This window comes from Rhodocyclus purpureus, from assembly GCF_016653115.1.
In the GTDB taxonomy this organism is placed as follows: domain Bacteria; phylum Pseudomonadota; class Gammaproteobacteria; order Burkholderiales; family Rhodocyclaceae; genus Rhodocyclus; species Rhodocyclus purpureus.
In genome coordinates, this window is sequence record NZ_NHRX01000034.1 from 19,235 (window position 1) to 40,082 (window position 20,848).

Genomic DNA, 20,848 nt, shown 5'->3' on the forward strand with positions numbered 1-20,848 from the left:
TTGAATATACCGTCCCCGGTTTTAAAGATGCCGCCCCCGCGTTTTTTGGGAGCGGCGTAAGCCGCGAAGGAGGGCCCCGCTTAGCCTGGGCGCGACACCCCGTACTGCTTCCTGTACGCAGCGACCGCTTCTTCGTTGGCGGCGAGATCGGCACGGCCGTGCAGGTAGGCGAGCAGGTCTTCGAGGCTGGCCACCGCGATCACCGGGATGCCGTAGTCGCGTTCGACTTCCTGCACTGCGGAGAGCTCGCCCGTCCCGCGTTCCATGCGGTCGAGCGCGATGACGACGCCGCAGGGGGTGGCGCCGGCGGCGCGTATGAGTTCGACCGACTCGCGCACCGAGGTGCCGGCCGAGATCACGTCGTCGATGATCAGCACGCGGCCGGCGAGCTTGGCGCCGACGATGGTGCCGCCTTCGCCGTGGTCCTTGGCTTCCTTGCGGTTGTACGAGAAGGGCTTGTTGCAGCCCTGGCGCGCGAGTGCGACGGCGGCGGTGGCGGCGAGCGGGATGCCCTTGTAAGCCGGGCCGAACAGGCCGTCGAACTCGATGCCGCGGGCGAGGATCGCGCTGGCGTAGAATTGCGCCAGTTGATCGAGCGACTCGCCGTCGTTGAACAGTCCGGCGTTGAAGAAGTAGGGCGACTTGCGGCCGGCCTTGGTGATGAACTCGCCGAACAGCAGCGCGTTGCGGGCGACGGCGAACTCGATGAATTCCTGACGAAAGTCCATGTAAATCCTGTGCGTGAAGCCGCTGGCAGCGGCGTGGAGTCGAAACGTCAATGTTACGCATCATCACCCTCAACCTCAACGGAATCCGCTCGGCCTGCCGCAAGGGATTCATGCCCTGGCTCGAAGCGCAGGGAGCCGACATCGTCTGCCTGCAGGAGCTGAAGGCGCAGGCCGACGACCTCGACCACGAACTGCATGCGCCGGCAGGCTTCCACACGCTGCACGCGCACGCCGAGAAGAAGGGCTACAGCGGCGTCGGCCTGTGGAGCCGGCGCGTTCCCGATGCGTTTCACGAGGGCATCGGCGATGCCGAGTTCGACGCCGAGGGGCGTTTCCTGCGCGCCGACTTCGGCAAGCTGTCGGTGATCTCGCTCTACCTGCCGTCGGGATCGAGCTCGCCCGAGCGCCAGGAGGCGAAGTTCCGCTTCATGCAGCGCTTCGCGCCGGTCATGGAATCATTGCGCGCCAGTGGCCGCCATGTCGTCGTCTGTGGCGACTGGAACATCGCGCCGACCGCGCTCGACCTCAAGAACTGGAAGTCGAACCAGAAGAACTCCGGCTTCCTGCCCGAGGAGCGCGAGTGGATTGCCGGTGTCCTCGCCACGGGCTGGCGCGACAGCTATCGCGTCCTTCATCCCGAGCTCGGCGAGGGCTGCTACACCTGGTGGTCGAACCGCGGCCAGGCCTGGGCGAAGAACGTCGGCTGGCGCCTCGACTACCAGCTGGCGACGCCGGAGCTCGCCGCTTGCGCCAGGACCGCGGCCGTCTATCGCGAGCAGCGTTTTTCCGACCACGCGCCGCTGACCATCGATTACGAGTATGCAATTTGATTTGCTTGCGGGCGCCGGCGTTGATCTATCGGCGTAAAGTGGATACTCTGAGGGTATGGCCGGTGAAGGCACCGGTGTCCGTGCCGAAGGCGGTCTTCCGAAATCCGGATGTCATCCGCTGGCGGTCTGTCCGTTTCATTAACCCACCAATTTCTCCTGATGAGGTCTGTCATGCCTGAAGCTACCGATATTTCCGCGATCAACAAGGAAAAGATCGTTTCCGACCTGCGTGTCGTCGTCGCCGATGCCGACGAAATCCTGCGTGCCTCGGCCAACCTCGCCGGCGAAAAGGTGAGCGAACTGCGCGAACGCATCCAGGATCGCCTGCGCGACGCCAAGCTGCGCCTCGCCGACGCCGAAGCCGCGCTGGTCGACAAGACCAAGGCCGCTGCGCGCGCCACCGACGACTACGTGCATGACAACCCCTGGAAGGCGGTCGGCATCGCTGCCGGCGTCGGTCTGCTGCTCGGCGTCATCATCGGTCGTCGTTGATCTTGGCGGCAAAAGCCCCGGTGGATGGAACGGCGGGCGAGGGCGGCTTGCTTGCTGCCGCCCAGCGCCTTGCCACCACCGTCCTGGCGAGCGGGCGTACCCGCCTCGAACTGCTCGGCAACGAGTTGCAGTTCGAGAAGCAGCGCATCATCCGCATCGCGGTCCTGGCACAGGCACTGGCGCTGTGCGCGGGAATCGGCACCGTCATCGCCTTTGCGCTGCTGGCGCTCCTCTTCTGGGAGCAGCGCTTCGCCGTGCTCGGCGCCGGAGCGCTGGTTTTCCTCGGCGCGGCAGCGTTCTTCTATTCGGCGCTGCAACGCGCGATCGACGAGAAGAAGCCGATCTTCGATGACAGCGTCGCTGAACTCGAGGAGGATCTGCGTCAGCTCACGGCCGCGCTGCGCGATGCGGAGGCGGCCGAAAAGGCCGCCAAGCGCGGCGCAGACGGCGCGCAGCAATGAACGGTCGTCTGGTCGAACTCGCCGTCGAGCGCGGTCGTCTGCGCGAGCGGATCGCCCGCCAGCGCGCGGAAATCGGCAGCGAACTGGTGCCGCTGCGCAACGCGCTGCTCGTCACCGATCGCGGCGTCGCGCAGGTGCGCGCCGCGGTGGACGCCGTCCGCCGCCATCCGAGCATCGTCGTCGCCGCGCTCGCGGTGTTCGTCGTGCTCAAGCCCGGCCGCCTGTGGCGCTGGGGACGACGCGCCTTCGTCGGCTGGCGTGCATGGCGCTTCCTGCGTGAGCGTCTCGACCAGGTGCAGCGCTTCAAGCTGAAGCTGTAGGCCTGAGCCGCGGCGGCCGCTGCGAACGGCCGCCGAACCGGCAGGAAAAACGCCCATTCGGACCTGCCGGCCTTCCCACAAGGCGCGCAGCGAACTCAGGCGCCGGCAGTCTGGTCCCCGCGCGGCAGGCCGAGCCGCTGCCACAGTTCGCAGGTCAGTCCGGCCTGGTTCAGCGTGTAGAAATGCAGCCCCGGGGCGCCGCCGGCGAGCAGGCGTTCGCACAGCGCGGTGACGACGTCGAGGCCGAAGGCGCGGATCGAGTCGGCATCGTCGCCGAAACCCTCAAGCTTCTTCCTCATCCAGCGCGGGATCTCGGCGCCGCAGGTGTCGGAGAAGCGCGCCAGCCTGGAGAAGCTGGAGATCGGCATGATCCCCGGGACGATCGGGATGGTGATGCCGAGCGCGTCGCAATCGTCGATGAAGCGGAAGTAGGCGTCGGCGTTGTAGAAATACTGCGTGATCGCCGCGTCGGCGCCGGCGTCGACCTTGCGCTTGAACGCGGCGAGGTCGGCCTGCGCACTCGCGGCCTGCGGGTGGAATTCGGGGTATGCGGCAACCTCGATGTGGAACCAGTCGCCGGTCCTGGCGCGGATGAACTCGACGAGATCGCTCGCGTAGCGGAAATTGCCGTGGGTCGCCATGCCGGACGGCAGGTCGCCACGCAGCGCGACGATGTCGCGGATTCCGTGTGCGCGGTACTCGTCGAGCAGGTGCATGATCGTCTGTTCGGTGGCGCCGATGCACGACAGGTGCGGCGCCGCGCGCTGGCCTTCTGCGCGCACTTCGAGCACCGTTTCGAGCGTGCGGTCACGCGTCGAGCCGCCGGCGCCGAAGGTCACCGAGAAGTATTCCGGACCGAGTTCGGCGAGTTGCCGACGCACCGCGCGCAGCTTCTCGGCGCCTTCTGCGGTCTGCGGCGGAAAGAGTTCGACGCTGAAGGTGCGCCGGGGTTGTGCGGAAACGTCGTTCATGGAGGGATTCCTGGTGCGAGCGGGTTGATCGACAGGCTTCGGGCAGAAGCCGGCCAGCCCGCCGGGTTGCCGGCGGGCAGACTCGGGCGGGCGCGCCGGAGCGCGCCGCGCGTTCGCTCAGTAGCGGTAGTGCTCGGGCTTGTACGGGCCTTCGACCGGGACGCCGATGTAGGCGGCCTGATCGGCGCGCAGTGTCGTCAGTTGCGCGTTCAGCTTCTTCAGCTGCAGGCGCGCGACCTTCTCGTCGAGGTGCTTCGGCAGCGTGTACACGCCGACCGGGTAGTCGGCGGTGCGCGTGAACAGCTCGATCTGCGCGATCGTCTGGTTGGCGAACGACGAGCTCATCACGTACGACGGGTGGCCGGTGGCGCAACCGAGATTGACGAGACGGCCCTTGGCCAGCAGGATGATCCGCTTGCCGTCCGGGAAGATCACGTGATCGACCTGCGGCTTGATCTCTTCCCACTGGTACTGCTCGAGCGAGGCGACGTCGATCTCGTTGTCGAAGTGGCCGATGTTGCAGACGATCGCCTGGTCCTTCATCGCCGCCATGTGCTCGTGCGTGATCACGTGGTAGTTGCCGGTGGCGGTGACGAAGATGTCGGCCTTGTCGGCAGCGTATTCCATGGTGACGACGCGGTAGCCTTCCATCGCCGCCTGCAGCGCGCAGATCGGGTCGACTTCGGTGACCCACACCTGTGCCGACAGCGCGCGCAGCGCCTGCGCCGAGCCCTTGCCGACGTCGCCGTAGCCGGCGACGACCGCGACCTTGCCGGCGACCATCACGTCGGTGGCACGCTTGATGCCGTCGACCAGCGACTCACGGCAGCCGTAGAGGTTGTCGAACTTCGACTTGGTGACCGAGTCGTTCACGTTGATCGCCGGGAACTTGAGCTCGCCGCGCTCGTGCATCTGGTAGAGGCGATGCACGCCGGTGGTCGTCTCCTCGGTGACGCCCTTCACTGCCGCCAGACGCACCGAGTACCAGGTAGGATCGACGGCCAGCTTGGCCTTGATCGCGGCGAAGAGGACGGTTTCCTCTTCGGAGGACGGGTTGGCGAGGACCGAGATGTCCTGCTCGGCGCGCGCGCCCAGGTGCAGCAGCAGCGTTGCGTCGCCGCCGTCGTCGAGGATCATGTTCGAGAAGCCCCCGTCCTTCCACTCGAAGATGCGGTGCGTGTATTCCCAGTACTCGGTCAGCGTCTCGCCCTTGACCGCGAAGACGGGGATGCCGTCCTTGGCGATCGCGGCAGCGGCGTGGTCCTGGGTCGAGAAGATGTTGCACGAGGCCCAGCGCACTTCGGCGCCGAGCGCGACCAGCGTCTCGATCAGGACGGCGGTCTGGATGGTCATGTGCAGCGAGCCGGTGATGCGCGCGCCCTTCAGCGGTTGGGCGGCGGCGTACTCTTCGCGGATCGCCATCAGACCGGGCATTTCGGTCTCGGCGATGCGGATTTCCTTGCGGCCCCAGTCGGCGAGGCCCAGGTCGGCAACGATGTAGTCTTGTTCAGCCACAGCAAGCTCCTTCAGAACTGCGGCCGGACGGGAGGGCGAAGGAGCGACGATGACCGCAAGGCCATGCTCATCCGCCAGCCCACGCCCGGCGCGGGGGGTCGGATGAGCGCCGTTTCGGTCCGAGCCTGGGTCTGGCGGATGACGACAGACTTGCAGCGCTCCTCGGAGTGCTGCGGATTATACGCGAGAACGGCGAAGCTGCGCGTGACGCGGTCTTCGGCCAAATCCCTCAGCGGACGACCAGCACCGGAATCTTCGAGTGGGTCAGCACCTTGTGCGTCTCGCTGCCCAGCAGCAGGCCGGCGATGCCACGGCGGCCATGCGAGGCCATGAAGATGAGGTCGCAGCCTTGGGACTGTGAGGTGGCGATGATGGCCTCGAAGGGGCTGTCGCTCTTGCCGGCAATGGCCGAGGCTTCGACGCCGGCAGCAACGGCCTCGGCGCTGGCGGCAGCGAGGATGGATGTCGCGCGCTGGTCGTCCCTCCTGATGCTCGCTTCACGCGTGCCCGGGTCGGTGATGCCTTCGTTGCCCCAGAACGAGACCGTATGACGCGGCTCGGCGTGGAAGAAGGTGATGCGCGCACCGATTTCGCTGGCGAAGAGAACGGCACGCTGCACGGTGGCCCGGGACAACTCGGAACCGTCGGTGGGAACGAGCAGGTGTCTGAACATGGAAGCTTCCCCGTGAAAATGTCGGCGCCGGCCTCTCAGTTGCTGTTGGCCAGCGTGACGAAGTCGCGCTTCTCCATCAACCAGGAAACGGCGAATCCGGCGACCAGGCCCCAGAAGGCGGCGCCGATGTTCATGATGCTGATGTCGGCGATGGTGACCAGCAGGCTGATCAGCGCGCCGAGCGTGAATTTGCCGCCGCCGAAGGAGGCGACGAAGGCGCCCTGCAGCACGCGCAGCATGGCCAGGCCGCCGAGGACCATGATGTATTCCCTGGGGGCGGCGAGCATCAGTCCGGTGAAGGTCGGCGCCATCAGTCCGAAGAGGACGCCGAAGACGCCGAAGGTGAGCGCCGCCGTGTATTGGCGGCCGTGCTCGCCCGACGAGGTGAGCAGCGCATTGGTCGGCCCGGTCAGGCAGGTGCTGACCGCGCCAACCATGGCGCTCGCCGCGGCGCCGATTCCAGAAACGACTGCGGCCATATTGACCGGCGCTTCATGGCCGGCCGCCTTGAGCACGGCGACGCCCTGCCCGTTCTGTACGACGAGCACGGTGATGGCCAGCGGAACGACCAGTTCTACCAGCGCGCCCACCGACCACGCCGGCGCCTGCACCAGCGGCTGGGCGAAGCCGAAGGCGCCGAGCGTGCTCGTGTCGACGCGCCCGAGGAGGGCAATGACCACGGCGCCGACCAAGAGCGCGCCGATCACCGGCGGGATGCGCCTGCCCAGCGCCGCGTTGGCGGAAAGCAGCAGGAAGGCGGCGACCATCGGCCCGGCGATCGCCAGATCGCTGTGCAGCGCGCGCACCAGGTCGAGGCCGAAGCGTAGGAAGACACCGGCGACCATGCCCATGACGATCGGCATCGGCAGCGCCGACATCAGGCGCCTGACCCAGCCGCTGGCGCCCATCACCAGGATCAGCAGGCTGGTGGCGTAGAAGGCGCCGATCACTTCGGCAAAGGAGAGGTGCTGCAGTGCCGGGCCGACCAGGACCGTTCCCGGGATGGTCCAGGCGAAGCCGAGCGGCGTCTTGTAGCGCCAGCTCATGGCGATGGTGATCAGGCCGTTGATGAAGAAGACACCGAACACCCAGGAGGCCAGTTCCGCTTGCGTCAGGCCGCCTTGGGTGCCGACCGAAAGGATGATCGCGACCGGGCCGGTGGCCGAGAAGATGAAGCCGATCAGGCCGTTGGCGAAGTAGGTGAAGCCGAAGTCGGAAACGATCCGGGAGATGCCAGGCGCTTTGCCGGCGGGACGTTCGAGGTGGGCGAGCATGGGCGTGCTTCCGGCGGGTTTGCGCTTCGACGGCAGGAAGGAGCGAAAGGTTCAGCCGGCGCGTGCCCGGCGCCGGGCATCGGTCACTTGCTTCGGCGCCCTCCACGCCATCAGCGCGTGGGGCGATCGCACATGCCGTTCGCGCACGATGCGGATCAAGCCAGCTTTTCCGCCAGATAGTCCACCAGCACGCGCACCCGGTGCGGGATGTGGCGGTTGCTCGGCAGCATCGCGTAGATGCCGAGTGCGGGAACGGGGAAATCGGCGAGGATCTGTTCGACGCGGCTGCTGGCGATGAAGTCGTCGGCGATGAAGTCCGGCTGGCAAGCGATGCCGAGCCCCTGGGCGGCGGCCTCGGCGAGCACGAAGCCGTTGTTGGCGTTGATCCGGCTGCGCACGTGGAAGCTCTCCAGTTGCCCGTCCACCTCGAACTGCCAGGGCGGATTGGCAGCGGCTGCCGTGTAGCCGAGGCATTCGTGCTGCACGAGTTCGGCGGGGTGTCGCGGCCGGCCATGGCGGTCGAGGTAGCTCGGCGCGGCGATGATGCGCATGTGGCTCTCCCCCAGCTTGCGCGCGACGTCGCCGGCGTCGAGGCGGCGGGTGATGCGCACCGAGAGGTCGCGTCCCTCCTCGATCAGATTGACGCGCCGGTCGGCGAAATCGATGTCGAGCGCGACTTCCGGATAGCGCTGCGAGAAATCGAGCAGCGGCTGTGACAGGCGCCGCAAGCCGAAGCTCAGCGGGATGCTGATGCGGATGCTGCCACGCGGTGTCAGTCGTTCGGCGGCAAGGTCGGCTTCGGCCGACTCGACCAGGTTGAGGATGACGCGGCATTTTTCGAGGTAGGCGGTGCCGGCCGAGGTCAGCGTCAGCCGGCGCGTGCTGCGCGCCATCAGCTTGACCCCCAGGTGCGCTTCGAGTGTGGCGATCTGCCGCGTCACCACCGAACGCGCCACCGCCAGCTGCTGCGCCGCGGCGGAAAAGCTGCCGAGTTCGGCCACCCGCACGAACAGGTGCATCGCTTCGAGTCGGTCCATTGTTGTCAATCCAGCAATGATGTTTTCGTGATTGTCTACTGTTTCGGCCAGGAAGAGAGGGCTAAAGTTCGCCCATCGATTCGGGAGCAAGACCAATGACACCGACCCACCCTTCCGCAGCAGAGCACTGGGCGCCGCAGCCGACGCTGTTCGTCCCGCACGGCGCGCCGACCTTCGCGCTGCGCCCCGGTGCGGCCGGCGCGGTCATCGCCGAGACGGCGCGCACGCTGCCGCCGGCCCGAGCGATCGTCATCGTCAGCGCGCACTGGGACACGGAAGTGCCGACCGTCGGCTTTGCCGAGCGCCCCGAAACGATCCATGACTTCTGGGGCTTCCCGGAGGAGTTGTACCGGATCCGTTACCCGGCCACCGGCTGCCGCGAGGCGGCCGACGAGGTCGTCGCCGCGATCAGTGCGGCAGGGCTTCCGGTCGCGCAGGATTCCGGGCGCGGTCTCGACCACGGCGCCTGGGTGCCGCTGCGCATGATGTTTCCGGACGCCGACGTGCCGGTGATACCGCTCTCGATCCAGAGCCGCGGTGGTCCCGAGCAGGCGTGGCGACTCGGCCGGGCGCTGGCACCGCTTGCCGAGCGGGGCTTCCTGATCGTCGGCTCGGGCAGCATCACGCACAACCTGCGCGATTTCCAATTGGCCTATCGCGACGGCGGCCGCACACCGGCCTACGTGCGCGAGTTCGCCGACTGGATCGCGCAGCGCCTCGAAGCCGGCGACCTCGCCGCGCTGCTCGACTACCGTCGTCAGGCGCCGGCTGCCGTGCAGGCACACCCGAGCGAAGAACACCTGCTGCCGCTCCACGTCGCGCTCGGCGCCGGCGGCGATGGTGCAAGCGCGCGCCGCCTGCACGCCGGCGTCGACGATTACGTGATCGCCATGGATGCCTGGTCCTTCACGCCACGCCATGCGCATTGAGGAGAGTTCATCGTGAGCACCCATTACACCGCGACCGCCAAGGGCCTGCACTGGCTGATGGCCATCCTGCTTTTCGGCCTCCTGGCCCTCGGCTTCTACATGCAGGACCTGCCGCTCTCGCCGGAAAAACTGCAACTCTATTCCTGGCACAAGTGGGCCGGCGTCACCGCCTTCCTGCTGGTCCTCGTGCGCCTCGCCTGGCGCGCCACGCACCGACCCCCGGCACTGCCCATCGGCATGTCGAAGCTCATGCAACTGGCGAGTCATTCCGGACATGCCGCGCTCTACCTCCTGATGATCGCGATCCCGCTGTCGGGCTGGCTGATGAGTTCGGCGAAGGGATTCCAGACGGTCTGGTTCGGCGTCCTGCCGATCCCCGACCTGCTCGACAAGAACCGCGAGCTCGGCGAAACGCTGGCGCTGCTGCACCAGAGCCTGAACCTGATCTTCGTCGCGCTGATCGTCGGACACATCGCCGCCGCCCTCAAGCACCACTTCATCGACCACGACGACATCCTCAAACACATGTCGCCGCACCCGGAGAAATGACATGAAACGCATCACCCTCGCTTCAATCGCAGCGCTGACGCTCGCCGCCGGGCTGCCACTCAGCGCGCAGGCTGTCGAGTACAGCCAGGTCAACGCCGCGAAGAGCGCCATCAATTTCACCTACCAGCAGATGGGCGTGAAGATGGATGGCAACTTCAGGAAGTTCAGCTCGCAGCTCTCCTTCGACCCGGCCAGGCCGACCGAGGCCAAAGCCAGCTTCGACGTCGATCTCGCCAGCATCGATGCCGGTTCGAGCGAAGCCGATCAGGAAGTCGCCGGCAAGGCGTGGTTCAACACCAAGGCCTTCCCGACCGCCCGCTTCGTTGCCGGCAGCGTCAAGCCGCTCGGCGGCAACCGCTACGAGGTCGCCGGCAAGCTCACGATCAAGGGCCGCAGCCAGGACATCGTCGTTCCCGCGACTTTCAGCGCGCAGGGCAACAGCGGCGTCTTCGACGGCAGCTTCACCATTCGCCGCGGCGACTTTGCCATCGGCGAAGGCTCCTGGGCCAAGTTCGACATCGTCGCCAACGACATCCTCGTCAAGTTCCGCATCACCGCCAGCAGCAAGTGACATCACCCTCTCTCTAAAGGAAACCACCATGAAAAAGCTGACCCAACTCGCCGCCGCCCTCGCCATCACCGCCGCCGCATCTTCGGCCTTCGCCGCACCGGAAACCTACGTCGTCGACGGCTCGCACACCTTCCCGCGCTTCTCGTACAGCCACTTCGGCTATTCGCAGCAGCTGTCGCGCTTCGACAAGACGAGCGGCACGATCGTCTTCGACAAGGCCGCGAAGACCGGCTCGGTCGACATCGTGATCGACACCACCTCGGTCAATACCGGCTTCCCGCTGTTCAACGAGCACATCCAGGGCGAAGACTTCCTCGACACCGCCAAGTACCCGACCGCGACCTTCAAGTCGACCAAGGTTGTCTTCGAGGGCGACAAGCCGGTCGCCGTCGATGGCAAGCTGACGATCAAGGGCGTGACCAAGCCGGTCACCCTCAAGCTCAGCTCGTTCCAGCAGGCTGCACACCCGATGCTGAAGAAGGACGCGATCGGCGCCAACGCCAGCGTGAGCATCAAGCGCAGCGAGTTCAACGCCGGCAAGTACGCACCCTATGTCGGTGACGACGTGACCATCGACATCGCCGTCGAAGCGATCCACCAATAAGCGACCAGGAATCCCGGCCGGCGCCCGGCGCCGGCCGCAAGACGGAAAGGAGTTACGATCATGCTGAGCATTCGCAAAGCGCAGGACCGCGGTTACGCCGACCACGGCTGGCTCAAGAGCTGGCACTCGTTCTCGTTCGCCGACTACTACGATCCGGCACACATGGGCTGGGGCAACCTGCGCGTCATCAACGAGGACCGTGTCGCCCCGGGTGCCGGCTTCGGCAGGCATGGCCACCGCGACATGGAGATCGTCAGCTACGTCATCGCCGGCGAGCTCGCCCACGACGACAGCATGGGAAACGGCACCTCGATCCCGCCCGGTGACGTGCAGCGCATGAGCGCCGGTCGCGGTGTGGTGCACAGCGAGTTCAACCATGCCCAAGACCGGATCACGCACTTCCTGCAGATCTGGATCCTGCCGAAGGCACGCGGCATCGCTCCCGGCTACGAGCAGAAGACTATTCCGGCCGTCGAAAAACGCGGCAAGCTGCGCCTCGTCGCTTCGCCCGACGGCGCGCAGGCTTCGCTCACCCTCAACGCCGACGCCTCGATTTACGCGGGCCTGTTCGACGGCGACGAGCGCGCCGAACTGGCGCTCGATCCGGCACGCAAGGCCTACGTGCATCTGGTGCGCGGCGCGCTCGAAGTGAATGGGATCGCCATCGAAAGCGGCGACGCGCTCATGATCCGCGACGAGACCAGGCTCAGCCTGAGCCACGGCCGCGATGCCGAGGTGCTCGTCTTCGATCTGGCGCCCTGAGTCGGCTCAAGGAAGTAGTGCTCAAGAGTCAGGGTTTCGGCTTGGCAGGTGGCCTTGGTGCAGCCCTTTCGGGCGGGCCGCCAATTTGCTCCGAGCTTCGTTGCATCAGGTTGACCCGGTAGCGACCGCCTGCCTCGTTGACGATCTCCAGCATTTTTTGGCCTGGAACGATCGACATGCTGCGGAAGTACAAGCCGCCGCCGGTCACGCCTGCGGCACGATGGTCCTCCACGGGATAGACCTTCAGCATCCAGAGTCGATCGCCTGTTTTGGGCTCGATCGCAACCAGGTAGCCGCCCGCTTGGTCGCCACCATGGCGAAAGCTCTCGGTGTCTTGCTGGTAACGTATGCCGTCGATTTCCACTGACTCCACAACGGGAGCCGATGGCCGGCTGACTTTGGGCGGGTTGGTCATGGTTTGACGCTCCGAAAGCGGTGAAGAGGAGGGCTGCGGATCTGCTGCGCAGGCCGTCGCAACGCTCAGCGTCAGCGCGACACCTGCGGCGCTTGGCAGGCGTAGGAGGGCGTGGAGGGTCATCAGCGAATGCGCAACGCCTTGGCGCGCTCCGTGTCGGTCAAGACGCCGGCGCAATCGGCTGCGAAGAAGGCCCAACTGTCGGCGTTTTTCACCGCGTCAGAACCCGGGAAGCCGCTGTGAGGGCCAATGCCGTAATGCGCGTAGCGCACATCGCCGTTCATGACATCGTCGGTGCTTGCTGCCAAATGGGTCAGTTCGTGCACAACGATCCGAGTCCAATTCTTCTGGTCATGCACGACACCACCCGCATCTCGCGTGAAGAATGATTTTTCGATGTACACCACGTCAAGTCCCTCACCCCTTCCGGCAAAGGTGAAGGCTTCAGAGAGGAGAAATTTGATATCTGCCTGCACGCTGGCATTGCGAAGCGGCACCCAGTCGGTCAGTATGAAATGGCCGCGATTCAACGTGGCAATAACTTTCTTGAAGCCTGAGTCCAGGGTCGCGATATATGTGTCAAGCGTGGCGTCGCTCAAGCCCGGTTCGGCAAACCAGCGGCGTACCAACGCTCGCGCAGCCATCCGTGACGCATTGCCGCCGGCAGCGGACGATGTGGCATTGGCCAGCACGATGCCCGTCTTCTGACACCAGGCCAGCGACTGCTGGACCGAATTGGCCAGATGGCGCTTTTGTTGGCCGGAAAACTGTTCGTCGCACGCTTTCAGTAGCGCGCGAATTTTAGGGGCAGCGTTCCCTGCATTCCAGAACGCGTCCGTGGCCCATTCGGTGAAGTCCTTTGGCAGCGAATGAATCCAGACTTTCCGGTCGCCGGCCTTGTTGAGCAGGTACACATGGCTCAAAAGCTTGAGTGCAGCAACCCGCAAGCGTTCATCGTCTCCCACCGTGCCACTCGGCGAGTCCGTCCAGGCGCTCACCGCCTTGAGGAGACCCTCGTCTTCCGAGATTCGCGTTTGACTGGCGCCTTGCTTCGATTTCAGCCGAAGTTCGTCCAGTGCTGCAGCTTCTCCGGCATCGAATCCGGCATCGCTCATGAGCTTGCGTAGTCGCGCAATGAGGGGGCTCCATTCTCTGGCGAACCCGTTATCGCCGATGAGCTTCGCTATTGCGTAGTCGTACTCTGCTCGGAAGTTTTGGTTCCAATTTGGCATGCCTGGTCACTACCGTTTTGCTGACTCGATAGTCTCGGAGAGTTCATTGAAACGAGGCTCCCTCAGACGCTTGAGTCGGGCGAAATGATCAGAAGAGTTGCAGTCTGCCGAACCGATGTTTTACAACGCCGCTAATTTATGCCAATGAAATTTATATGTCAATGTATGTTCGTGATGTCGCGAGAACCTGGCCGAGATCTGTTCGATGGTCTGGCTGCCTGATTATGCTCGGTGGAGAAGTCGGGTTACGCTGCGCTAACCCGACGGAGCTGTCTGGCCCGCGCACGCCCTGCCGTCTTTCAGCGCCGCGCATGGACGAGGATCTGCTGCACCAGCGCCGGGTAGTCGCCGCCGAAATGGTGTCCGCCGGCGAGCGCGAGCGACCTGACGTGGCTGCCGCCGAGACGGCGGCAGGGCGAGTCGCTCTCTTCGGCGCCGTACAGGCAGAGTGTCGGGACGCCGCCCATGCGCTCGATCTCGGGCGCGACCGGGCGGCCGTCGCTGCTGCCGCTGCCGGGAACCCAGTCGGAGAAGTGGAAGGCGAACGAAGCGCTGGTGCCGGGACCGAGCAGGTTCACGCTGCGCACGGCAGCACGGATCTCGTCGGGAAGGCGGGTGTAGAGAAACGGTAGCACCTCGGCGCCGAGCGAGTAGCCGATCAGCAGCACCTGCGGCCGCTTCCAGGCTGCGCGGTAGTGGCGGATGATGCGTTCGAGATCGGCAGCCGCTGACTCCGGGGTGCGCGCCTGCCAGAAATATTTGAGGGTATTGAGGCCGGCGACCGGAATGCCCTGCGCGGCAAGTGCCGCCGAGACGTCCTGGTCGAGCCCGGCCCAGCCACCGTCGCCGGTGAGCAGCACTGCGAACAGCTCGTCCGTGTCGGCGGTCGAGGTCGTTGCCGGCACTTCGACGATGGGCAGGTCGGCCAGCTGCGTCGGCGGCGTGATCGCGCCTGCGGCAAGGCGCGCGTAGGCGTCCTTGAACTGGGGCAGCCAGTTGCGTTCGACCGAGAAGCCGTGGCCCACCCGCGGCAGCCAGACGAGATCGGCGTTGCGCGTCTGGCTGACGAACTGGCGGGTCTGTTCGGGAGCACAGACCTCGTCGATGTCTCCCTGGAACGCGGTCCAGGGGGTGGCGTTCGCCTGCGCGGGCGAGAACACGACGCCCTCGACGGCGCCGGACACCCTGGCATACTGGGTGGCATAGGCGAGACCGCTGCCGGTGCACAGCTTCTGCGTGATCGCCAGGTCCGGGCAGAAGCCGAGGCTCAGTGCGCCGGCAAAGGTGCCCTTGGGCGATTGCACGGCGGTCGCATAAACCAGCGTCGCCCCCGACGAATAGCCGACGAGCACCGGTGGCAGGTAATCGGGCAGCCGCAGCTGGCGTTCCACCGCGTGTGCCAGATCCTCGAAGTCGACGGCAAGGCTGCGGCAGGCTGAACTCGGCGCATTGACTGTCTTCAGATAGCGACGGATGTCGATGCCGACCACGACGGCGCCCATTCCGATCAAGTGCCGGGCCATGTCGACCACGCCGAGGTTCCAGCCACCGTCGCCCGAAACGAACAGTGTGACGCTCGTCGCCTGTCCGGCCGGCTGGTAGATGGTGACCTCGCCGAAGGGGCCATGACTCAGCTTGAGTTCGCCGGGAAGCACCGGCGCCGGTGCGTCGCCGCCGCTTCCGGGAGAAGGCGTTCGCGCGGCGACGCCGAGGATGCCGGGCTGACTGGCCGTTGCTCCGGCGCCGGCGAGACCCGCGCACACGAGCGCGAGGGTGGCCGCAGCCGTTCTGATGCCGCCGGTCCATGGAAGCTTGACGCACGGTTTTTTCATCGGAAGATCCTCGCGTAACTGCCCGCCGAGAGCGCGGCGACATCCGCCAGCACGAGCGGCAGCGATTGTCCGCCCGGATAGGCAAGGTAGCGCGGCTGCCAGAGCGGATCGAACTTGTCCTTGTAGGCGCGCAGGCCCTCGAAGTTGTAGAAGGCTTCGCCGTGCCGGTAGACGAAGCTGCCGAGCCGGTTCCACAAGGGAGAGATCGGCGAGGGCTGCAGTCCGGAAAGTGGCGCCATGCCGAGGTTGAAGCGACGATAGCCGTGCGCGCGCCCCCAGAGGAACAGGTGGGCGAACAAGGCGTCCATGGCCCCCGATGGCGCATTCGCGGCGAAGCGCATCAGGTCGACCGAGAGTTCCTCGCCGGAAGGCCCGCACAGCAGGTTGGCAAACGCCACGATGCGGCCTTCCCGCTCCAGCACGGCGACGGGCTGCAGACAAAGGTAAGCAGGATCGAAGAAGCCCAGCGAAAAGCCCTTCTCGCCGACCGACTTTGCCGCCATCCAGGCGTCGGAGACGGCCTTGAGCTGGGGCAGCAAGGGCGCGACCTCAGCTGCGTCGACGATGCGGAAGCTCACCTTGTCCCGCGCCAGCCGGTTCAGTGCCGCGCGCAGTTTCGCGTGGCGACTGCCTGCCAGCGAGAACCCGTCCAGAGCTACGAGCGCTTCCTCGCCCAGCTTGGCGAAGCTCATGCCGAGGTCGGCGTAGAGATGCAGGTGCTCGGCCCGGACCTGGTAGAACACCGGCACGCCGGCGTAATCGTCGGCACGTTCGACGAAGGCGCGGATCAGTGCGGGGGCGGACGCAGCCGGTCCGACCGGATCGCCGAGGGCGACCCAGGTACGACCGTGCACGCCGTACATGACGAAGGCGCTGCGCTCCGGATCGAAGAGCAGGCTCTTGTCGCGCAGGTAAGCCAGGAAGGGCAGCGTCTGCGCCTGCGCAGCGATGATCCGTCCGGCGTCGGCAATGTCCCCGTCCGCAGGCGGCTCGGTGCGGTGCGCCAGCGGGCCGAGCAGACGCCAGATGCCGAATCCCAAAAGCATGACTGCCGCCCCCAGGCTGGAGCGCAGGAACCGTGAGACATCCTGATCCAGTTCCACCTGCCACCACAGCTCGTTGGCGTACTCCACGTGCCGGTGCACGAACAAGCCAAGCCAGACCGAGGCGCCGAGTGCGGCGATGATCGCGAGGATCCACCCGGCCGAGAAACGGGTGTCGAACAGCGTCGCGCGGCGGTCGAAGAACGCACGGTTCGGGGCCAGGGCGAGCAGCAGCAGCGACAGGAGCAGGGCTTCCTCCCAGTCGCCCGCCTTGAGCAGCGAAGCGGCGATGCCCGCGAGCAGCCCGCCAAGGACGAGGAAGTAGGCAAGCTGGATGCGCCGCGACAGGGCTTGTGCCAGGAGGAGCAGGGCGATGCCGATCAGGCTGCCGAGGAAGTGCGAGGCCTCGAACAGGCCGACCGGGAACAGCTGTGCCAGCCAGTGCAAGCGCTCCTGCTCTGCCGGGATCGCCCCCGAGACGAGCAGCAGCAAGCCGGCCATGAAGGTGAATCCGGCCAGGATCGTCGGCGACAGCTGCAGGGCATAGCCTTGCAGCGAGCGGCCGAATGTCGCGAGTTGCGCGCGCCGGAGCAGCAACTCGTCGGCGAGCAGCACCAGCAGCGCGAAGCTGAGCGGGATGGCGTAGTAAAGCAGGCGATAGAGCAGCAGCGCCGCGACGAGACGGTCGCCGGGAAGGTAGGGCGCGAGCAGCAGCACCATCGCACCCTCGAACACCCCGAGGCCGCCCGGCACATGGCTGAGCAGTCCGAGGACCTGGGCGGTGACGAAGGCGCCCAGCAGCACTGCATAGGGCGCCCCGCTTGCGGGCAGCAGCGCATGCAGCACGGCCGCGGCCAATGCCCAGTCGGCCATCGATACCAGCAGCTGGGCGAGGGCGAGCGGCGGCGAGGGCAGGTCGATTTCGAAGCGGAGCACGCGCAGGGGCGCACGGCGCACCAGCGACAGGAGCAGGTAGGCGGCGGCCATGGCCATGAAGCTTGCGCCGAGCCAGCGTGAAGCGTCCTCGCCAATCCCGCCCTGCAGCCAGGCATGGGGGTGGAATGCCAGGCTCCAGCCGCCCAAGGCCAGCAGGCCGAGCCAGTAGGTGGTGGCGTTGAGGACGACGATGCGCGACAGCTCGGCCGTGTCCACGCCCCAGCGCGAATAGAAGCGATGGCGTACCGCCGTTCCCGAGACGATCCCGAAACCGGTGCTGTTGCTCACCGCATAAGCGAGGGCGGCGGTCAGCGCGATGCGCCAGGAGGCGATGCGCTTGCCGATGCAGACGAACGCCACCTGGTCGTAGCAGCTGAGGACCAGGTAATTGGCCACGGTGAGCAGCAAGGCCAAGCACACGTCGGAGGCCGGCAGCCCTCCTAGCGCAGCGCGCAGCTTGCCGTAGTCGATCGCATACAGCTCCCGGTGCAGGATCCACAGCATCAGCGCAAACAGGAGGGCCGAGACCGTCGGCAGGAGCCAGGCGGGAACCCGGGCATGCGGGCCATCGCTACGGTCTCGGCTCACTCCGTACGCCTCCTCGATCCAATGGACGCCCGGTCAGTCTCCGTGGCTTGCGGAAAGCCGGCTCGGTCTGCGCATCGCGCAGGTCATCGATGCCGTTCCGGTCGAATCTGGACACGCGCCGGGGCGGGTCGCGCGTCCCCGGATTCTAGCCGAGGTGACCGCGATCGCGTCGGGAAAATGCAATTCGACTATTCTGGATGCGCGCACCGAGACGCTTCAGGCTGTGTTCCGGGGAAATCGCATCTGCGCGCGTGTCGGGCGCAGAGCGTCGTTCTGGATGGCAGCGCAGGGGAGGAAGAAGCTTTTCTGCGCGGAGCCTTGCTGTCCGCTTACGCTGTGCTAACGATCATGGCGAGTCGTGCCAGCCCTGAGCATGAAACGCAGCCATTCGCTGCCGTCATTGCGAGGCGCGTAGCGCCGTGGCAATCCAGTTCGTTCTTTCGCGGCCTCGCCAACTGACGAGTTGCTGATCGCGACGGCTTCGGCAGATCAGGTCGGCCGATGTTTCACGAAATTGTTCCACGTTTCACGCTGAGCCGACCTACGGAGCGCCGGGGCTGATTGCTGAAGCGCGGATGAGGGGTGCGGCGCGCTGGCGCAGCACCCCTTGCTTCACTCGGGGATCAGCCGAGATCGCCGCCGCCGACCGGCAGAACGACGCCGGTGATGTAGGAGGCGTCGTCGGAGGCCAGGAAGAGGATCGGTCCGGCCTGTTCGTCGGTGGTGCCGAAGCGCTTCATCAGGCTGGAGTCGATCGACTGGTCGTAGATCTGCTTGTACCAGAGCTCTTCCTGCGCGCTGCGCGGCGCCTCGTTGCGCTGGATGCGCCGCGGCGGCGCCTCGGTTGCGCCGGGCGAGACCGCATTGACGCGGATGCCGCGTTCGCCGTTCTCCAAGGCGAGGCACGCGGTCAGCGCATTGACGCCGCCCTTGGCCGCGCCGTAGGGGACGCGGTTGACGCCGCGCGTGGCGACCGACGAGACATTGACGATCGATCCCTTGCCCTGCTCCAGCATGTGGGGCATCACCGCGCGGCAGCACCACAGGGTCGGGAACAGCGAGCGGCGTACTTCGGCCTCGATCTGCTGCTCTTCGTAGTGCTCGAAGGGGCGCGTCCAGATCGTGCCGCCGACGTTGTTGATCAGGATGTCGATGCGGCCGAAGCGCTCCTTGGCCGCCGCCATCACCCGTTCGCAATCGGCGAACTTTTCGAGGTCGGCGGTCAGCGTCAGCACCTCGGTCGTGCCGCCGAGCTTCTCGTTCAACTCGTGCACGATCTCGGCGCGATCGACCAGCACCAGCCGACCGCCTTCCTCAGCCATCCGCTCGGCGACGCGCAGGCCGATCCCCTGCGCGGCGCCGGTGATGACCGCCACCTTGTTTTCAAAACGCTTGTTGGTCATTGCGAATTCCTGTCTCAGTGACGGTCGTCGGCTCAGACGCTCGACGAGAACTTCTCGTAGTGGAAGTTGGCCGGCTTGACGCCGCGTTCGCGCAGGTTATGGGCGACTGCCTCGACCATCGGCGGCGGACCGCACAGGTAGATGTCGACCGCGCCGTCGTTGAGGTCGGCAGGCTGCAGGTGATGGGTGACATAACCCTTGTTCGGGAACTTGCTCTCCGGGTCGACCACGACGACCGTGTAGCTGAAGTTCGGCAACTGCTTGGCGTAGGCTTCGAGTTTCTCGAGTTCGACGACGTCGCCGTCGGTATTGACGCCATAGATCAGGCGGATCGGCTGCTCGCTGCCACCGGCAGCGGCGATCTTGTCGAGCATTGCCAGGAAGGGGGCGAGGCCGGTGCCACCGGCGAGGAACAGCAGCGGACGCGTGATCTCGCGCAGGTAGAAGCTGCCGTTGGGGCCGGCCAGTTCGATCGCGTCGCCGACCTTGGCGCTTTGCGTCAGGTAGCCGCTCATCAGGCCGTTGGGGACGTTGCGGATCAGGAACGAGACTTCGCCCTGATGCGGCATCGAGCTGAACGAGTAGGCACGATGGTGATCGGTGCCGGGGACCTGCAGGTTGGCATACTGTCCGGGCAGGAAGGCGAGCTTGCCGAGGTCGTCGCCCTTGAGCGTCAGCGACAGGGTGCTGTCGGAGAGCTGGCGCAGGTCGCTGATCGCGGCCTTCATCTTCGTCTGCTTGATCTTGCACACCGCGGACGAGGCGGGGACGGCAACGACGAGATTGCTCTTGGGACGCAGCTGGCAGGTCAGCACGTAACCCAGTTCGGCCTCCTCGGCGCTGAGTGCATCGTCGACGTAGAAGCCCATCTCGTACTTGCCGGATTCGGCATGGCACTTGCACGCGCCACAGGCGCCGTCACGGCAGTCGATCGGTACATTGACGCCCTGGCGGTAGGCCGCGTCGGCCACGGTCTCGGTGTCCTTGCATTCGATGAAGCGGGTTACCCCGTCTTCGAAGTTCAGTGCAATCTGGTGGGTTGCCACGATTCTTACCTCTGCTGAAAATGAGTCTGCGTCGCCGGACCTGCCGCTCATTGCGACGCTCAAAAAAAACCGGCGACGACTCCCGGGGAGAGTCGCCGCCGGCCGGAGTCACCGGAGCGAAGCCGTCATGACGGCTTCAGCGACTCGTTCAGACGTGATACACATCGATCACGTGACGCACATAGTCGGTCTTCAGCACGATCTTCTTCTCCTTGATGATCGGGCTGGGGCCGGAGACATCGAGGGTGTAGAAGCTGGTACCGGCGAAGATGTCGGTATGGTTGTAGCGCACGCTGAAGGTGACCCAGTTGAAGCGAACCTTGACCTGGTCGCCGCTCTGCTCGACGATTTCGACGTTGGTGATGTTGTGCGAGGTACGCGTATCGGGGATGGTCGCACTCGAACGCTCGGTACGGATGCGGAACACGCGATCCTCCAGACCGGCACGCCGGCTGTAATAGATCAGCGAGATCTCGGACTGCGGGTCCTCGGTCAGCTTGCCGTCGTCGTCCCAGGCCGGCATCCAGAAGGTCGCATCGGGGGCATAGCACTCCAGCCAGGCGTCCCAGTCGCGATCATCGAGCAGGCGGGCTTCGCGGTACAGAAAGGCGCAGACGGCGTCGTGGGAAATACTCAT

The 20,848-nt window shown here is 65.8% G+C and carries 22 protein-coding genes and 1 riboswitch; of the genes, 9 read left to right on the top strand and 13 right to left on the bottom strand.

What is annotated here, in order from left to right; all coding sequences use genetic code 11:
* Positions 1–80: 80 nt before the first annotated feature.
* A complete protein-coding gene (gene pyrE / locus CCR84_RS06550; RefSeq protein ID WP_201210717.1) occupies positions 81–728 on the bottom strand; it encodes an orotate phosphoribosyltransferase in 648 nt (215 codons plus the stop codon).
* 50 nt (positions 729–778) lie between these two features.
* Between pyrE and CCR84_RS06555 the strand changes: the two genes are divergently transcribed.
* From CCR84_RS06555 to CCR84_RS06570, 4 genes are all read left to right on the top strand, one after another.
* A complete protein-coding gene (locus CCR84_RS06555; RefSeq protein ID WP_201210718.1) occupies positions 779–1,558 on the top strand; it encodes an exodeoxyribonuclease III in 780 nt (259 codons plus the stop codon).
* A 171-nt stretch (positions 1,559–1,729) separates the two neighbouring features.
* Entirely contained in the window at positions 1,730–2,050 is a 321-nt protein-coding gene (locus CCR84_RS06560) for an ElaB/YgaM/YqjD family protein (protein WP_201210719.1), read from the top strand.
* Between the two features lie 20 nt (positions 2,051–2,070).
* Complete coding sequence (locus tag CCR84_RS06565) at positions 2,071–2,511, top strand: phage holin family protein (protein ID WP_201210720.1); 441 nt, start codon at positions 2,071–2,073, stop codon at positions 2,509–2,511.
* Entirely contained in the window at positions 2,508–2,831 is a 324-nt protein-coding gene (locus CCR84_RS06570) for a YqjK family protein (RefSeq protein ID WP_201210721.1), read from the top strand. Before CCR84_RS06565 ends, CCR84_RS06570 begins: the two co-directional genes overlap by 4 nt.
* 95 nt (positions 2,832–2,926) lie before the next feature.
* Here CCR84_RS06570 and metF read toward each other — a convergent pair whose 3' ends face one another.
* The 5 genes from metF to CCR84_RS06595 all read right to left on the bottom strand — a co-directional run bounded on the left by metF (position 2,927) and on the right by CCR84_RS06595 (position 8,301).
* Positions 2,927–3,802: a methylenetetrahydrofolate reductase [NAD(P)H] gene (gene metF / locus CCR84_RS06575; RefSeq protein ID WP_201210723.1), complete on the bottom strand. Its 876-nt coding sequence runs from the start codon at positions 3,800–3,802 to the stop codon at positions 2,927–2,929.
* A 117-nt stretch (positions 3,803–3,919) separates the two neighbouring features.
* Positions 3,920–5,317 carry an adenosylhomocysteinase gene (gene ahcY, locus CCR84_RS06580; RefSeq protein ID WP_201210725.1) on the bottom strand — a complete coding sequence of 466 codons (1,398 nt, stop codon included), beginning with the start codon at positions 5,315–5,317 and terminating at the stop codon, positions 3,920–3,922.
* Between the two features lie 97 nt (positions 5,318–5,414).
* Positions 5,415–5,485: riboswitch (S-adenosyl-L-homocysteine riboswitch) on the bottom strand.
* 61 nt (positions 5,486–5,546) lie between these two features.
* The gene (locus CCR84_RS06585) at positions 5,547–5,990 is read right to left on the bottom strand and encodes a universal stress protein (protein WP_201210727.1); all 444 of its coding nucleotides are present in this window, start codon (positions 5,988–5,990) and stop codon (positions 5,547–5,549) included.
* A 35-nt stretch (positions 5,991–6,025) separates the two neighbouring features.
* The gene (locus CCR84_RS06590) at positions 6,026–7,264 is read right to left on the bottom strand and encodes a benzoate/H(+) symporter BenE family transporter (protein WP_201210729.1); all 1,239 of its coding nucleotides are present in this window, start codon (positions 7,262–7,264) and stop codon (positions 6,026–6,028) included.
* 155 nt (positions 7,265–7,419) lie between these two features.
* Positions 7,420–8,301, bottom strand: coding sequence for a LysR family transcriptional regulator (locus CCR84_RS06595; RefSeq protein WP_201210731.1), 882 nt, complete (start codon positions 8,299–8,301; stop codon positions 7,420–7,422).
* A gap of 95 nt (positions 8,302–8,396) precedes the next feature.
* Here CCR84_RS06595 and CCR84_RS06600 point away from each other — a divergent pair, with 95 nt between their 5' ends.
* Genes CCR84_RS06600 through CCR84_RS06620 form a run of 5 tightly spaced genes read left to right on the top strand, consistent with a single transcriptional unit; the run spans position 8,397 to position 11,716 of the window.
* Entirely contained in the window at positions 8,397–9,230 is an 834-nt protein-coding gene (locus tag CCR84_RS06600) for a DODA-type extradiol aromatic ring-opening family dioxygenase (protein ID WP_201210733.1), read from the top strand.
* Between the two features lie 12 nt (positions 9,231–9,242).
* Positions 9,243–9,779, top strand: a complete 537-nt coding sequence (locus CCR84_RS06605) for a cytochrome b/b6 domain-containing protein (protein ID WP_201210735.1) — start codon at positions 9,243–9,245, stop codon at positions 9,777–9,779.
* A gap of 1 nt (position 9,780) precedes the next feature.
* Entirely contained in the window at positions 9,781–10,350 is a 570-nt protein-coding gene (locus CCR84_RS06610; RefSeq protein WP_201210737.1) for a YceI family protein, read from the top strand.
* A 28-nt stretch (positions 10,351–10,378) separates the two neighbouring features.
* On the top strand, positions 10,379–10,954 hold the full coding sequence (locus CCR84_RS06615) for a YceI family protein (protein ID WP_201210739.1): 576 nt from the start codon (positions 10,379–10,381) through the stop codon (positions 10,952–10,954).
* Between the two features lie 60 nt (positions 10,955–11,014).
* Positions 11,015–11,716 (top strand): pirin family protein, encoded by a 702-nt coding sequence (locus tag CCR84_RS06620; protein ID WP_201210741.1) that lies wholly within the window; start codon positions 11,015–11,017, stop codon positions 11,714–11,716.
* A 28-nt stretch (positions 11,717–11,744) separates the two neighbouring features.
* Here CCR84_RS06620 and CCR84_RS06625 read toward each other — a convergent pair whose 3' ends face one another.
* The 7 genes from CCR84_RS06625 to benB form a co-directional block, all read right to left on the bottom strand.
* Positions 11,745–12,131 carry a hypothetical protein gene (locus CCR84_RS06625; RefSeq protein ID WP_201210743.1) on the bottom strand — a complete coding sequence of 129 codons (387 nt, stop codon included), beginning with the start codon at positions 12,129–12,131 and terminating at the stop codon, positions 11,745–11,747.
* 122 nt (positions 12,132–12,253) lie between these two features.
* On the bottom strand, positions 12,254–13,363 hold the full coding sequence (locus CCR84_RS06630; RefSeq protein WP_201210745.1) for a M35 family metallo-endopeptidase: 1,110 nt from the start codon (positions 13,361–13,363) through the stop codon (positions 12,254–12,256).
* A gap of 299 nt (positions 13,364–13,662) precedes the next feature.
* Positions 13,663–15,195, bottom strand: coding sequence for a virulence factor family protein (locus CCR84_RS06635; protein ID WP_201210747.1), 1,533 nt, complete (start codon positions 15,193–15,195; stop codon positions 13,663–13,665).
* On the bottom strand, positions 15,192–17,762 hold the full coding sequence (gene mprF / locus CCR84_RS06640; protein ID WP_201210749.1) for a bifunctional lysylphosphatidylglycerol flippase/synthetase MprF: 2,571 nt from the start codon (positions 17,760–17,762) through the stop codon (positions 15,192–15,194). Before mprF ends, CCR84_RS06635 begins: the two co-directional genes overlap by 4 nt.
* A gap of 623 nt (positions 17,763–18,385) precedes the next feature.
* On the bottom strand, positions 18,386–19,165 hold the full coding sequence (locus tag CCR84_RS06645; protein WP_201210751.1) for a 1,6-dihydroxycyclohexa-2,4-diene-1-carboxylate dehydrogenase: 780 nt from the start codon (positions 19,163–19,165) through the stop codon (positions 18,386–18,388).
* Positions 19,166–19,197: 32 nt separating this feature from the next.
* Entirely contained in the window at positions 19,198–20,211 is a 1,014-nt protein-coding gene (benC, locus tag CCR84_RS06650; protein WP_338052576.1) for a benzoate 1,2-dioxygenase electron transfer component BenC, read from the bottom strand.
* A gap of 148 nt (positions 20,212–20,359) precedes the next feature.
* Positions 20,360–20,848, bottom strand: coding sequence for a benzoate 1,2-dioxygenase small subunit (benB, locus tag CCR84_RS06655; RefSeq protein ID WP_201210755.1), 489 nt, complete (start codon positions 20,846–20,848; stop codon positions 20,360–20,362).

What these genes read in the sequence shown, in the direction of transcription:
- pyrE (WP_201210717.1), bottom strand. Translation starts at nt 728, where the DNA reads ATGGACTTTCGTCAGGAATTCATCGAGTTCGCCGTCGCCCGCAACGCG.
- CCR84_RS06555 (WP_201210718.1), top strand. Translation starts at nt 779, where the DNA reads ATGTTACGCATCATCACCCTCAACCTCAACGGAATCCGCTCGGCCTGC.
- CCR84_RS06560 (WP_201210719.1), top strand. Translation starts at nt 1,730, where the DNA reads ATGCCTGAAGCTACCGATATTTCCGCGATCAACAAGGAAAAGATCGTT.
- CCR84_RS06570 (WP_201210721.1), top strand. Translation starts at nt 2,508, where the DNA reads ATGAACGGTCGTCTGGTCGAACTCGCCGTCGAGCGCGGTCGTCTGCGC.
- metF (WP_201210723.1), bottom strand. Translation starts at nt 3,802, where the DNA reads ATGAACGACGTTTCCGCACAACCCCGGCGCACCTTCAGCGTCGAACTC.
- CCR84_RS06585 (WP_201210727.1), bottom strand. Translation starts at nt 5,990, where the DNA reads ATGTTCAGACACCTGCTCGTTCCCACCGACGGTTCCGAGTTGTCCCGG.
- CCR84_RS06590 (WP_201210729.1), bottom strand. Translation starts at nt 7,264, where the DNA reads ATGCTCGCCCACCTCGAACGTCCCGCCGGCAAAGCGCCTGGCATCTCC.
- CCR84_RS06595 (WP_201210731.1), bottom strand. Translation starts at nt 8,301, where the DNA reads ATGGACCGACTCGAAGCGATGCACCTGTTCGTGCGGGTGGCCGAACTC.
- CCR84_RS06600 (WP_201210733.1), top strand. Translation starts at nt 8,397, where the DNA reads ATGACACCGACCCACCCTTCCGCAGCAGAGCACTGGGCGCCGCAGCCG.
- CCR84_RS06610 (WP_201210737.1), top strand. Translation starts at nt 9,781, where the DNA reads ATGAAACGCATCACCCTCGCTTCAATCGCAGCGCTGACGCTCGCCGCC.
- CCR84_RS06615 (WP_201210739.1), top strand. Translation starts at nt 10,379, where the DNA reads ATGAAAAAGCTGACCCAACTCGCCGCCGCCCTCGCCATCACCGCCGCC.
- CCR84_RS06620 (WP_201210741.1), top strand. Translation starts at nt 11,015, where the DNA reads ATGCTGAGCATTCGCAAAGCGCAGGACCGCGGTTACGCCGACCACGGC.
- CCR84_RS06625 (WP_201210743.1), bottom strand. Translation starts at nt 12,131, where the DNA reads ATGACCAACCCGCCCAAAGTCAGCCGGCCATCGGCTCCCGTTGTGGAG.
- CCR84_RS06630 (WP_201210745.1), bottom strand. Translation starts at nt 13,363, where the DNA reads ATGCCAAATTGGAACCAAAACTTCCGAGCAGAGTACGACTACGCAATA.
- CCR84_RS06635 (WP_201210747.1), bottom strand. Translation starts at nt 15,195, where the DNA reads ATGAAAAAACCGTGCGTCAAGCTTCCATGGACCGGCGGCATCAGAACG.
- CCR84_RS06645 (WP_201210751.1), bottom strand. Translation starts at nt 19,165, where the DNA reads ATGACCAACAAGCGTTTTGAAAACAAGGTGGCGGTCATCACCGGCGCC.
- benB (WP_201210755.1), bottom strand. Translation starts at nt 20,848, where the DNA reads ATGAGTATTTCCCACGACGCCGTCTGCGCCTTTCTGTACCGCGAAGCC.